10 protein-coding genes are annotated in these 12,189 nt (G+C 72.0%); all 10 read right to left on the bottom strand.

What is annotated here, in order from left to right:
• Positions 1-402: 402 nt before the first annotated feature.
• Positions 403-2,571 (bottom strand): tetratricopeptide repeat protein, encoded by a 2,169-nt coding sequence (locus ACFP1K_RS06440; RefSeq protein WP_380747933.1) that lies wholly within the window; start codon positions 2,569-2,571, stop codon positions 403-405.
• A gap of 419 nt (positions 2,572-2,990) precedes the next feature.
• Positions 2,991-3,926: a hypothetical protein gene (locus ACFP1K_RS06435; protein WP_380747931.1), complete on the bottom strand. Its 936-nt coding sequence runs from the start codon at positions 3,924-3,926 to the stop codon at positions 2,991-2,993.
• Positions 3,923-4,585 (bottom strand): hypothetical protein, encoded by a 663-nt coding sequence (locus tag ACFP1K_RS06430; protein WP_380747928.1) that lies wholly within the window; start codon positions 4,583-4,585, stop codon positions 3,923-3,925. The genes ACFP1K_RS06435 and ACFP1K_RS06430 overlap by 4 nt, the downstream gene beginning before the upstream one ends.
• Positions 4,586-4,840: 255 nt before the next feature.
• The gene (locus ACFP1K_RS06425; protein ID WP_380747926.1) at positions 4,841-7,849 is read right to left on the bottom strand and encodes a hypothetical protein; all 3,009 of its coding nucleotides are present in this window, start codon (positions 7,847-7,849) and stop codon (positions 4,841-4,843) included.
• A gap of 43 nt (positions 7,850-7,892) precedes the next feature.
• Positions 7,893-8,294, bottom strand: coding sequence for a pilus assembly protein TadG-related protein (locus ACFP1K_RS06420; RefSeq protein WP_380747924.1), 402 nt, complete (start codon positions 8,292-8,294; stop codon positions 7,893-7,895).
• A gap of 26 nt (positions 8,295-8,320) precedes the next feature.
• Positions 8,321-8,686, bottom strand: coding sequence for a TadE/TadG family type IV pilus assembly protein (locus ACFP1K_RS06415; RefSeq protein ID WP_380747922.1), 366 nt, complete (start codon positions 8,684-8,686; stop codon positions 8,321-8,323).
• 56 nt (positions 8,687-8,742) lie between these two features.
• Positions 8,743-8,991, bottom strand: coding sequence for a hypothetical protein (locus ACFP1K_RS06410; protein WP_380747920.1), 249 nt, complete (start codon positions 8,989-8,991; stop codon positions 8,743-8,745).
• Positions 8,992-9,915 carry a type II secretion system F family protein gene (locus ACFP1K_RS06405; protein ID WP_380747918.1) on the bottom strand — a complete coding sequence of 308 codons (924 nt, stop codon included), beginning with the start codon at positions 9,913-9,915 and terminating at the stop codon, positions 8,992-8,994.
• Positions 9,916-9,971: 56 nt separating this feature from the next.
• Positions 9,972-10,883 (bottom strand): type II secretion system F family protein, encoded by a 912-nt coding sequence (locus ACFP1K_RS06400; protein WP_380747916.1) that lies wholly within the window; start codon positions 10,881-10,883, stop codon positions 9,972-9,974.
• Positions 10,880-12,187 carry a CpaF family protein gene (locus ACFP1K_RS06395; RefSeq protein WP_380747914.1) on the bottom strand — a complete coding sequence of 436 codons (1,308 nt, stop codon included), beginning with the start codon at positions 12,185-12,187 and terminating at the stop codon, positions 10,880-10,882. The genes ACFP1K_RS06400 and ACFP1K_RS06395 overlap by 4 nt, the downstream gene beginning before the upstream one ends.
• Positions 12,188-12,189 lie beyond the last annotated feature (2 nt).

Raw genomic sequence — 12,189 nt, 5'->3', positions numbered from 1 at the left:
CGCTCAGACCGGCCGATCCACGCACCTCCCGGGCCCCGTTCACGCAGTGAGTTCGAGGAAGTCCCTCACGAGCGGCACATGCCGGTGCTTCGATACGGGCGTCTTCGAGCAGGCCGACGAGGAAGGTGAACTCGGCGCTCGCCAGACTGCGAGGCTGTGAGCTGCCCACGGCGTCGTCCAGGTGGCGAGGCCGGCGTGTTTCGAAAGCCATTCCGGCTCTCGAACTCATCGACATGGCCACCAAGCCCGTGCTCGGCGCTTTTCCGGCATCCGTGTCCTGTGACATCGAACCTTGAGCTTGTGCCATCAAAGGTTGAGCGGCTCGCGGGGACGATGGTTACTGATCGTGGTGTATCAGACAAGGGTGCTGTGCTCGGCCATGGGCTGAGCAGGGGCGTGGTCTCAACGTTGCCGGAGAGTCCGGCGGGCGCGCTCCAGGTCATCTCTTGCGGTCTTGGTCAACTTCTGCTCGGGGCCCATGACGGCCTCGAGTCGGTTCGCGACCTGTTCGTATTCAATGAGCGCGTCCTCGGTCCGTCCCGCCGCCTCGTACGCCGCTGCTAGGCCATGCCGTGTGATCAGGGTGTCGGGATGGTCGGCGCCCAGCACTGTCGCCTGCCTTTCCGCGACGTGTTCGTACATGTGGACAGCCTCGTCCGTCCTGGCTGCCGCCTTGTAGGCACTGGCCAGCTGTCCTTTGATGACCAAGGTCTCGGGATGGTCCGCGCCGAATAGTCGCTCATGATCGGCTATCAGCCGCCGAAATGACATGATCCCTTCTTCCGGATGACCCGCCTCGACCTTGGTGCAGGCCTGGAAGAACCGCGCTCCGAGCAGGGTCGCGTGGCCGGGGGCGAGCACCCGCTCCTGGTTGGCCAGAACCTGATCCAGCAGCGTCAGCGCCTCGGATGCCCTGCCAGCCTTCGTGTACGAGAACGCCGCACAAGCCCGTGACCACAACGTATCCGGGTGGTCATCGCCGAGGGTCCGGGCGCGCTCGGCCTCGGCGCGCTGATACAGCGCAGTGGCCTGCAACGACCCATCTTCGGAAGCGTGGGCGAGGTTGTGCAGAGCGGTGAGCGTGTCCGGATGGTCGGCGCCCAGGAGCTTCTCACGTCCGAGAGCGACGGCTTCGGCGATCGGGACGGCCCGGACCTGGTCGTTGAGATAGATGAGATGGTTGGCCACGGCCTGGCGGACGTGCAGCACGACCTCGGCCGCCGCCCGGACCTGCGCCGATTCGTCGTCGTGAAGCTGCTCGACGGCCTCCCACAGGGCTGCCGCATGGTCGGCCACCGCCATGATCATCGGGAACTTCCGCCAGGTGTCCTGGTCGGCGACATCCTCAACGACCACACGCAGCCGCCGGGCGGCAGACTCGATCATCGCGGCCAGGGTGCCGTCACGTTCAGCCTGGTCGCGTACTGCACGCCGGACCAGGCGGTGGACGAACGCGGTCGTGTCGTCGCGGCTGAACGTGACCAGCGATCGAGCCCCCAACTCGGCCAAGGCGGTTTCCGTCCGCGGGCCGAGCAGGTCGAGCCCGACACCAGACGTCGACAGCACCGACAGTTTGCCGAGCAGCTGCGCGGCTGCGGGGCCGATCTCCCCCACCGACAGCATGATTGCCTGTGAGACCCCTCTCGGGTACGGCTCTCCGCGAGGCCGGGCAAGGACTACCTCGATGGGGGTGGCGCGCAGCAGTACAAGATAGGCGTCGCAGGACAGGCGGGGCGGGCCGGCCAGCGTCGCGGCGGCGATCGCCAGGGCGAGTGGCAAGCGGTCCAGCTCCTCGGCGAGCGGCCGGAAGCCGCCGCCGCCGCTTGTGCCCAATCGCGTGCTGAGATACCTCACCGTCTCGTCCTGGCTGAACTGTTCCACCGTGACCAGTGTCGCCAGCCGTTCAAATGAATGATCATTCGTGCTGATCAGTACGCGTGCCCGGCCGTGCGAGGGGAGCAGCGGCGCGAGCACGTCGGGGTCGGTCGCGTTGTCGGCCACGACCAGGTACGGCTCACGCCGCTCCTGGAGCCAGCTTCTGACTTTGCGCGCCACGGTCGCCGCGTCGTCGGCATCGCCGCGTAACCCGAGTTCGGCAGCCATCTGGTCCGCGGAACCGTGAAGCTGCTCGATGGTCTCGGCGTGCAGCCACGCCACAGGGATGCCCTGGTCGATGCAGTGGCGGGCATAGGCCGCCGCCAGCTGGGTCTTGCCGACCCCGCGTCCCTCGACCAGTGCGCATACCGCCGCCACGTGGCGCGCGGCGAACACCTGGTGGACGCGCTCACTCAGCTCCGACCGCGATTGGAAGGCCTTCGGCTCGCGGGGCACTTCACCGATCACCGCAGGCACCGGGCGCGGGTCACCCTTCGGGGCAGGCAGCGGGCCGGCCTTCGGGTCTGTCTGCCCGGCCCAGATGGCGAGCGGGGTTCCCGGGAAAAGAACGACCAGGCCCACAACGATGCTGGTGATATCCAGTCCGACCCCGCCCGCCGCGCAGATCCACCAGGCCATGACCCCGGCCAGCGACGGCACCACCGCCGCGATCACGACTTTGAGCCAGCGCGGCATCTCCGCCCTTCCTGCTCATGGACGTTTCGCTGACGAATCGGAACGCCGTACTCGATGAGTGTCACATGCCACCAGCTGCTTGTCGCTGTACGGACATGCGACCGGACGGGCTGGTCAGCAGTACACACTCCGCGCCGCTCAACCTTCGATGGCACCAGCCCAAGGTTCGATGTTCACAGGACAATCCGGACCCGTCCCGCGTCCTCGCCGTCCGCTTCGCCCTCCTCGCCGGTGCCGTCGGTGAGGACGCCCGCCGCCTTCTCGCCTGGTGAGCCCACCTGCAGCCGGCCGCGTCTTCACCCACCACCCACGAAGCCATCGCCGCCGCTCGCGACTCCTACACCACACCGGCGCACTCCCGGCCACCACGCGGTGACGGCCGGGAGGTCCCGCGTTTCGGCTGCCGCGGGTTCACGCGGTCAGCCGGTGGGGTTCGCCTCGCGGACGGTGGTCTGGACCTCGCCGACGGGGACCTGGCGGACGGCGTCGACCACCACCGGGTCGAAGGCGAAGGCGCCGCCGGTCACCGGCCAGGTGGTGGTGACCGTCAGTTGGTAGGCGTTCTGGGGGCGGTCGGCGGAGGCGCGGAGGTAGCGGACGCCGCAGGTCCAGGTGCCGCCCTTCGTGTAGGGGTGGCCGGTGGGGCCGCAGTTCTCCTTGACCTCGGCTCGGCCGCCGGTGGTGCCGGGGTCGATGTCGATGCGGGAGAGGGTGGCGGTGACCGTGGCGGACATCACGCCGGGGAGTTCGGCGGTGACCGAGCGGGTGGTGGCGCCCACGTTGGTGAGCCAGACCCAGGTGGGGAGGTTGACGTAGCTCTTGGCGTCGGGGCTGAGGTTGATGGTGGGTTCCGGGACGGTGAGGGCGGCTCTTGCGAGTTGGTAGAGCTCCGCGAGGGTGATGCCGCCGGGCGGGGTCTGGCCGGTGGGGACCCAGACGGCGCCTTCCAGGCCGGACCAGCAGGCCAGGCCGCCGGGGTCGGCGGCGTTGTAGGCGGGGGTCCACCAGCGGCCGTCCTCGCCGACCTTGTCCTTGTACTGCTTGAGGAACTTGTCGAAGTCCTCGGCGGTGCCGTCGGGGTTGGTGTGGAACCAGAAGTCTCTGACGTCTTCCTGGCGTTGCAGCATGTCGCCGGCGTTGTCGCCTGGTTCGTACCAGCAGGGGCGCTGGACGCGGTAGCCGTCGGCCTTGGCGCCGAGGCCGTTGCCGCTTAGGACGATCTTGGAGTTGCGGAGGATGACGCCGCTGGTGCGGCCGTCCTGGAAGCTTTCGCCGCGGGGACCGCCGGGGTCGTCGCCTGGGGCCGCTACCAGGGTCGTGGCGGCCAGGGCCAACGACAGGAGTAGTGCTCTCATCGGGCGCACTCCTTCGCGCGCTGGTGGGGGTAGGTGGCGTGCATGTACGCCTTGACCCGCCATCGGCCGTCCGCGCCTCGTCGTATGGCGGCTACCTGGAGGTAGGTGGCGGTAGGGGGTTTCGTCCAGTCTGGTTGCTCTGGTACCGGGTCGCCGGTCGTCGCGTCGGTGACCTTCACCGCGGACTCGTCCACGCAGGCGTCCACTTCGGCGCCTCTGCCGGTGACCGAGGCGACCTGGACGGCGTAGAGCTTGGCCGTGCCGGTGACGGATCTGTTCTTGCCCACGAAGCTCTGGACCCAGGTGTAGGAGTCCCTGGCGGCCTGGTCCTCGGCGGCGCCGAGGTAGCCCTTGTCCTCACCCTGGGATGTGACGGCCTTCCAGGAGCTCGCGTAGCTGCTGGTGAAGGCTTCGACTATCGCCTGGTGGCCGGAGGTTAGGCCTGCGGGCCATTCGACCTGGACGGACATGTTCCGGCCTGCCTGGATTGTTCTTACTTCCTGGGTGGAGAGGGGGGCTGCTGTCTGTTCTGTTCGCACCGGTGCCGCTTCTCCGCCTGGAGCGAACGGGCGGTCCGCGCCCGCGGCCGAGCATCCGGTGCCCAGCAGCGCGACCGCGGCCAGGACCACCCGCATCCGCATGCTGTCGACGCTAATCACACGTCACTCCCGTTAACCACTGGTTTGCGGGTATCGGCATGGCTTGGGAGTGGCTGACGGGCCGGCCGCCGTATGACGGCGCCGAGTTCGCCGTACTGCGTCCCGCCGTACCGGCGCCGGGAAGACGAGCCAGGGTGCGGTGGAGGGAGCGGCTCGCCGTCCACGGATGGGGCGGGGCGCTCGGCGAACTCGGGGCGCACGTGAGGCTCGGGACACTCGGTGGGGGCGGAGGGCTCGGGGGGCATGGGGGTCCTGTTAGGCGGAGGGGAGGGAGTGGAGGCGCCAGGTGGGGAGGAGTTCGTCTATTAGGGCTTCGGTTTCGGGGGCCATGCCGCCGCCGTAGGGGTGGGAGCTGGCTCGGCGGTGGAGGCCGTCCACCACGGCGCGGAGTTTCAGGGGGTCGCCGGTGGCGTGGGCCGCTCTCAGGAGGTCTCGCCAGAGGCCCTCGTCGTCGGCGGCCAGTAACAGGCCGGCGCGGACGGCGGCCACGGCGCCTTCGGCGTCGTTGTGGGCGAGGCGGACCTCGCAGAGGCGGTGAGCGGCGTCCGCGACGCTGGCCGTCACCTCGTACTCCAGCTCGTCGGCGGCGAGCCAGGCGTAGCGGGTGTGGGGACGGCCGCTGAGCAGGGGGCCGCGGACGAAGCCGAGGGCCTTTTCCAGCAGGACGGCGCGGGCGCCGGGGTCGTTGTGGGAGCGGCGGACGAGCTCGCGGAACAGCTGCCAGTCGGAACGGACCTCGGGGCCGAGGCGGAGGCGGCCGGTGTCGTCGGTGCGGAGGTTGGGGCGGCCCTGGCTGTCGGTGCCGAGCCACTCGGTGACGCGGGCGATGGTGGCGTCGCGGACCACGGACTGGACGCCCCGGGGCCACAGGATGCCGCCGAGCACGACCGGGTGGACGCCGCCGGGGTGGCTGGCCAGGTAGACGACCATCTCACAGGCCAGCTCGGCGCGGCCCTCCTCCAGCGGCGGCACGGGTCCGATCTCGATCGGGCCGAGGAAGCGCACGTTGACCGACGGCGAGGTGGTGAACTCGCGCGGCGGCTCCTCGTCCTCGCGCACCGGCTCGCCCTCGTGGCGTCCGGCCGTGCGGAACAGGTCGATCACCGCGTCGTAGTGCCGCCGGGGCAGCAGCTGGGCGTTCACGGTGACGCCGAGCGCGTCGACCTTGGCACGGCCCTCCTCGGTGATCTCCCAGGTCCACGTGGCGTGCGGCACGTCGCCGGCGATGACGTACCCGGCGGCCATGCGCCCGCCCACGCGGCCGAGCCGGGCCAGCCGTTCGGCCTCCCCGGCGTCGGGGCCGATGGCGGACAGCAGGAAGTGCGGCGGCCACACCGGGTCGGCGGCGCCGCCGTGCACCCGCCCGGTCAGCACCTGAGCGTTGACGGACGCCATCTCTTCGGCCCTGGCCTCCAGCTCGGGCAGCGCCTCGGCGAGGCTGCCGACGGCCCGCACCCGGTGCGGCGCGATGGTGACCAGGTCGTCGCCGAACCCGACCAGCGTCACCCGCATCTGGTCGGACCACCGGTTGGTGGCCAGCTCGACCGCCAGGGCCGCGAGCGCGTCGCGCACCCGGTGCCCGGTCATGGCGATCACGCCCTGCGCGGCCTCCAGGTCGATGAGCACCCGGCCGCTGTCGGTGACGCCGAGCGAGACCATCCCGGGGTACGGCGCGGCGGCGTCCAGCAGGGCGTGCTCGTCGATGGCCCGGCCCTCGTGGGCGAGCAGCCGCCACGTACGGCCGCCGTCGTGGGCCTCGAACGGCTCGGGGGCGTCCGCCTCGGGCGGGTGGACCCACAGGTCGAGCCCGCGCGCGGACAGGTGGACGGCGTAGATGGTCGGCGGTACCCGGCCCTGCTCGGCCAGCAGCTTGCCGAGCAGGCGCAGGCCGTAGTCGAGCATGCGGCTGCCCGGGGCGTCCGAGCCGAGCCGCAGCGCGACCTCGGCCCCGGCGGCGTCCCCGCGCGGGCGCGGGATGCGGTGCCCGAACGCCCGGTGCCAGAGCTGCTCGCGGCGGCGGCGGCCGAGCGCGACGAGCAGGCCCGCGGCGGCGAGGGAGCCGCCCGCGAGGTAGTCCACCAGGTCCAGGCCGCCGGTCTGCAGGGATTTGTCGGGACGGTGCCGCGGCTCGGGCACCTCGATCCGGCCGCCCTCGGCATTCGCGGCGGGGGCCTCGGTGACGGCGGGAGGCTGCGACACCTTCGGGATGGCGGAGACGGCGGGAGTCTTGGGGACGGGCGGCAGGTGGTAGGTGCGCTGCGGCATGGCGGGCGGCGGCAGCACGACGCCGCCCCGCTCGCCGGCCTTCTCCTGGCCGGTGCCCTTCTTGTCGTTCTGCTGCTGGGTGCTCTTGCCGGCGTCGTGCCCGGGGCGGTCCACCGACAGGCCGGGGCGGCCTGGCGCGGTGTGGGTGAGGCCGCGGTCGGCGCCGGGGACGTACTGGGTGCGGCCGTCCAGCTCGGCAGGCTTGCCCGCGTGGTTGCGCAGGGTCGTCTCCCGCGCCTCGTCCGCCGGGACGAGGTGGACGCCCCGCGCGTCGTCCGGCATGTCGAGCACCCAGCCGGGGCGGATCAGGCTGGCCATCTGGAGGCGTGTGCCGTCGGGCTGGCTCTTGTGCTGGTTGAGGCGGTAGATCTCCGGGTAGCGGCGGCCGTCGCCGAGGCATTTGTCGGCGATCTCCCACAGGCTCTCGTGGTGGCGCCCGTGCGGCGGCTGCACGACGTACACCTTTTTGACCTGCCGCACCTCCTCCAGCCCCAGCCGCCCCTCGGGGGTGGGCACGGCGTGGGCCGCCGCGGTCGCCGGCGGCTTGACCGGCGGCGGGATGGCCATGCCGGTGATGGGGAGCGCCACGGCGGAGGCGGTGAACAGGGCGAGGGCGGCGGACACCAGGCGGTTGGCCAGCGCCTGCGCCCCGCCGGACAGCGGGACCCTGGCGGGCATGCCGATGCGGCGGATGCCGTTGTAGACCTCGACGATCACGCAGACGGCGAGCTGGATCCAGGCGAGCCAGACCAGCAGCACGAGGATGGCGATCGCGGTGGAGGGGCTGATCTGCCGGGTGAGCAGGTCGCCGTTCAGCAGCGTCTCGGGCACCGGGGGCCCGGCCAGGCGCAGCAGGGCGTAGGGGACGCCGCCCATGAGGGCGGCCAGTGCGATCAGCGCGGCGATGCCCGCGACGACGTCACCAGCGGTGCGGCGCGGCCGGATCCGCCCGGCCGGCACCGGGGCGGGCCGGGACGGGGGTCTGCGCGATGCGGTCATCCCTCTCCCTCCTCCATCCAGTGGGTGGTCACCCGGTGGGCGTTCATGGCTGGGCGTCGCCGGTGTCGGGGCCGGCGGTGGCGGTGCCGGACATGGCGGCGCCGGGGAAGCCGAAGGCGGCGAGGAACGCGGCCTTCCAGCCGGCGGTGACGGTGACCGTCACCTCGGCGGCGCCGGTCTGGCAGGAGGCCATCTTCAGGTCGGCGTCGCCGTGCGCGGAGACGATCTCCTGGGCCCGGCCGCAGACCGCGGCGCTGTCGCCGAGCAGCCGCACCTCGCCGGTGGCCCGCAGGTGCTCCACGTCGACCTGGTCGGCGGCGGCACGCGCGGCCTGCTCGGCGACGTCGGCGGCGCGCAGCCGCGCGTTGATCGCCGAACCTCCGTCGACCAGCAGGCCCGCGAGCATGAACACCACCACCGAGAAGATCACCACGAATACCGACATGGAGCCCCGGTCGTCCCGGCACCGTCTCACTCGACCCTCCGGAACTGTTCCAACGGCACCACAGAACTGCCGGTCATCTTTTTGACCGCCCCGAAGCCGAGGAAGTCGAGATCCAGTTCGCACGTCACAGTCGCCCGTACGGTGCCCCCCTCCCTCCAGTCGCTGCCCGCGAGGCTGACATCGGCCTCGCACTGTCCGTCGAGCGCGGCCCGCGCGGCGTTACGCCCGGCGTCCTGCGCGGCGCCGAAGGTGCGCTGCACCGAGGCGGCACGCGCGGCGTCCCTGGCGGCGCCGTTCACCTCGCCCTGCGCCTCGACGATGCGGCCCGCGCCGACGAGGAACATCAGGAAGAGCAGGAACAACGGCGCCAGCATCACCGTCTCGACCGCCATCGACCCGGCGTCGCGGGCCCGGCGGGAGGGACGGCGGGCGCTACGGCGCCGGCCGGTCACGGATTCCCGCCGCCACCACCGCCGCCCCCACCCCCGCCGCCGCCGAAGTTGCTCTGCAACTCGCCCTGCTTCTGGGTGACCAGGGTCTTGATCAGCGTGGCGAGGCCGAGCGCCACCCCGGCGATGATCGCGGTGATGATGACCCATTCGACGGCGGACGCGCCGCGGGAGGGAGCGGTCCTGGCGCGGTCGATCCGCACGTGTAGGACGGCGATCAGATAGGTGAGCCATGGCGGTGTGAACATCTAGGACCCCAACATCTTCATCGCGGCGGGAAAACTGAGAAAGATCACGAACCCCGCGCAGAGGAGTAGCTGCGCGACCAGCATGGACTGCGACCGCTCACCGGCCTGCCCTTCCACCTCGGCCAGCTCGCGCCGCCGCATGGTCGCGGCGCGGGCGGTGAGCGACGCCCGTACCTTGGCGCCGTCGTCGGCCACCAGGCCGAGCGCCGCCGACAGGTCCCGCAGCTCGTCGACGTTGATCTCGTCGCCGAGCCGGCCGAGGGCCTGCCATGGGGTGATGCCGATGATCCTGGCGTTGGCCAGCGCCTCGCGGATGCGGGCCATGGCCCAGTTGCCCGAGCCGCCGTCGCCCACCGACACCGCCATGAGCAGCGCCTCGGGCACGCCGCGCCCGCCCGCGAGGTTCATGGCGACGAGGTCGAGGAACGCGCCGACGGCGTGGCGGAAGTCGCGGCGCCGCACGGCGGCGTCCCGGCGGATCTGCACGTCGGGCAGGAAGAAGAAGATGAGCGAGACCAGCAGCGCCGCCCACAGCGGCACCTGGAGCGAGACGCCCCAGCCCATGAGCGCCAGCCAGCCCACCAGCAGGGGGAAGGCCAGCAGCCCGGACACCGCGAGCAGGACCTTGGTGGCGAGGTACCCCTCGAAGGACTTCCCGAGCAGCGCCAGGTCGGCCCGGGTGGAGCGGGCCTCCCAGCCCCGCGCGGTGTAGAAGCGGGCGAGCCGTACGCCGAGGCCGCGCCGGAACGCGCTGACCTCTTCGTCGGCGGCGATGAGCTGGAACCGCGACGGGTCGCCGCCCTCGCGCGCGGAGTCGAGCGCGACGAGCCGGGCCACCAGCCCGGGACGGGGCGGGAACAGCGCCCGGAACAGCAGGAACAGCCCGAGGCCGAGCACCCCCCCGGCCAGCACGGTCTCAACCATGAGCACCTCCCGTCGGCCCGCCGGCGCCCCCGGCCGGGCGAAGGACTCGCGTGGTCTCACCCATGGACGCCTCCGGTCACCGGCTCGCGGACGACGGGGGCGTCGGCGGCGGGGCCGAGCATGCGGGCGGGCTTGTCGAAGCGGGCCAGGCGGCGCATCCAGGCGAAGCCCGCGCCGAACAGGGCGGCGACGACCACCAGGACCGCCTGGCCGAGCAGGGAGTCGTACTCTTCGACGTAGGAGCGGTTGAAGACGACCAGCAGGGCGGCGAACGTGACGGCCGTGCCGACCACGATCTGCACGCTGCGGCGGGTGGAGCGGCGCTCGGCCTCGACGCGGCGGCGCATGTCCAGCTCCTCGCGGGCCGAGACGGCGAGCGCGCCGAGCACCTCGCGCAGGCCGGGGCCGCGCAGCCGGGCGTTGAGGATCAGCGCGGCGACCACGAGGTCGGCGGAGGGGTCGTCCAGCTCGTCGGCGAACATGCGCAGCGCGTCGGGCAGCGGCATGCGGGTGTGCAGCCGGTCGACCAGGGCGCGCAGGTGGGGCCGCAGCGACGGCGCCGCCGCCCGGATGGAGGACGGGATCGCCTGCTCCAGGCCCGCCGCGCCCGCGATGGTGTCGCGCAGGGATTCGGTCCAGGCGGCGAGGCCCTCCAGCCTGCTCATCGCGGCACGTTCCTCGGCCGCGCCGCCGGTCAGCCCGCGCCAGGCCAGCACCAGCAGCACCGCGCCCGCCGCCATGACCGGCCACCCGGTGACGACGAGCACCACCCCGCCGGTGATGGTGGCGACGGCCGAGCGGGTGGACAGCCTGCGCAGCAGCTCACGGCGGTGCGCGGCCTTGTCGGGCCCGGCCGGGCGGGGGCGCACGCCGTACAGGGCGAGGCCCAGCAGGAACAGGCCGCCGCCGACCGCCGCCCCGGCCAGGATGGCCAGGGGGTCGAACAGGCCGGGGGGCAGCGGGATCACGACCAGGCTCCGAGGGTCGGGTCGTAGCCGTGCGGCGCGAGGTCGTCCAGGCAGGCGATGGGGGCGTGCGGCACGGCGTGCCCGTCCGGGCCGGGGGTGAAGACCTCCGAGGACAGCACCCGCCCGTCGACGCCGGCGACCTCGCGGACGCTGGCGACGTACCGGCGCAGCCGTCCGCCCAGGTGGTAGTCGTTGCGTTTCTCGATGAAGATCACGAAGTCGATGGCCCCGGCGATCAGCATGTGGGTGGCCTCGATGGGCAGCCGCTCCTCGGCCTGCAGGGCGTAGGTGGAGATGCGGTTGAAGACCTCCATGGAGGAGTTGGCGTGGATCGTGGACAACGACCCGTCGTTGCCCTGCGTCATGGCGTTGAGCATGGTGACGATCTCGTCGCCCAGCACCTCGCCGACGATCACCCGCGAGGGGTTCATGCGCAGCGACCTGCGCACCAGCTCGGCCATGGTGATCTCGCCCTGGCCCTCGGAGTTGGGCAGGCGGTGCTCGAACGCCACGACGTTCGGGTGCAGCTCGGGGAACTGGTCCAGCCCGAGCTCCAGGGCGCGTTCCACGGTGATGAGCCGCTCGTGCGGGGGGATCTCGTTGGCGAGGGCCCGCAGCAGGGTGGTCTTCCCGGCGTTGGTGGACCCGGCGATCATGATGTTCTTGCGGGCCGAGACGGCGGCCGACATGAAACGGCCGAGCTCGGGGGTCAGCGTGCCGTTGCCCACCAGGTCGCTGAGGAAGACCTTGCCGAGGCGGGCGCGGCGGATGGACACGGCGGGCCGCACGGTGACGTCCATGACGGCCGACAGGCGGGAGCCGTCCGGGAGGCGCAGGTCGAGCTGGGGGTTGGCGGTGTCGAAGGCGCGGCTGGACAGGCCGCTGTAGGCGGCGAGGATCTGGATGAGCTCGACGAGTTCCTCGTCGGACTCGGCCACCGGGTCGTGCACCAGCTCGCGGCCGTCGGCGTACCCGACGAACACGTGGTCGCAGCCGTTGACGTCGATGTTCTCGACCTCGGGGTCGTCCAGCAGCGGCTGGAGGCGACCGACGCCGAACAGCGCGGCGTGGATGCCGGCCGCGAGCGCCTCTTCCTCTTCCGCGGTGGGCGGGGTGCGGCCGGAGCCGATCTCGCTGCGGGCGTGCTCCTCCAGCACCTGGGAGATCAGCGCGCGGGCGAACTGGCGCTCGTCCTCGCCGGACATCGGCGTGAGGCCGCTGGCCTGGTCGAGCCGCCGCTGGTGGGCGAGGCGGTCGCCGACCTCCTGCCGGAAGCGCTTGACCAGAGTGTGATCGATGCTCATGC

The organism is Sphaerisporangium aureirubrum (genome assembly GCF_042658925.1).
Classification (GTDB): domain Bacteria; phylum Actinomycetota; class Actinomycetes; order Streptosporangiales; family Streptosporangiaceae; genus Sphaerisporangium; species Sphaerisporangium aureirubrum.
Note: the sequence above shows the minus strand (reverse complement) of the source record. Positions and strands in the feature narration are given on the sequence as shown.

What these genes read in the sequence shown, in the direction of transcription:
- ACFP1K_RS06420 (WP_380747924.1), bottom strand. Translation starts at nt 8,294, where the DNA reads ATGTCGGTATTCGTGGTGATCTTCTCGGTGGTGGTGTTCATGCTCGCG.
- ACFP1K_RS06435 (WP_380747931.1), bottom strand. Translation starts at nt 3,926, where the DNA reads ATGAGAGCACTACTCCTGTCGTTGGCCCTGGCCGCCACGACCCTGGTA.
- ACFP1K_RS06405 (WP_380747918.1), bottom strand. Translation starts at nt 9,915, where the DNA reads ATGGTTGAGACCGTGCTGGCCGGGGGGGTGCTCGGCCTCGGGCTGTTC.
- ACFP1K_RS06410 (WP_380747920.1), bottom strand. Translation starts at nt 8,991, where the DNA reads ATGTTCACACCGCCATGGCTCACCTATCTGATCGCCGTCCTACACGTG.
- ACFP1K_RS06415 (WP_380747922.1), bottom strand. Translation starts at nt 8,686, where the DNA reads ATGGCGGTCGAGACGGTGATGCTGGCGCCGTTGTTCCTGCTCTTCCTG.
- ACFP1K_RS06425 (WP_380747926.1), bottom strand. Translation starts at nt 7,849, where the DNA reads ATGACCGCATCGCGCAGACCCCCGTCCCGGCCCGCCCCGGTGCCGGCC.
- ACFP1K_RS06395 (WP_380747914.1), bottom strand. Translation starts at nt 12,187, where the DNA reads ATGAGCATCGATCACACTCTGGTCAAGCGCTTCCGGCAGGAGGTCGGC.
- ACFP1K_RS06440 (WP_380747933.1), bottom strand. Translation starts at nt 2,571, where the DNA reads ATGCCGCGCTGGCTCAAAGTCGTGATCGCGGCGGTGGTGCCGTCGCTG.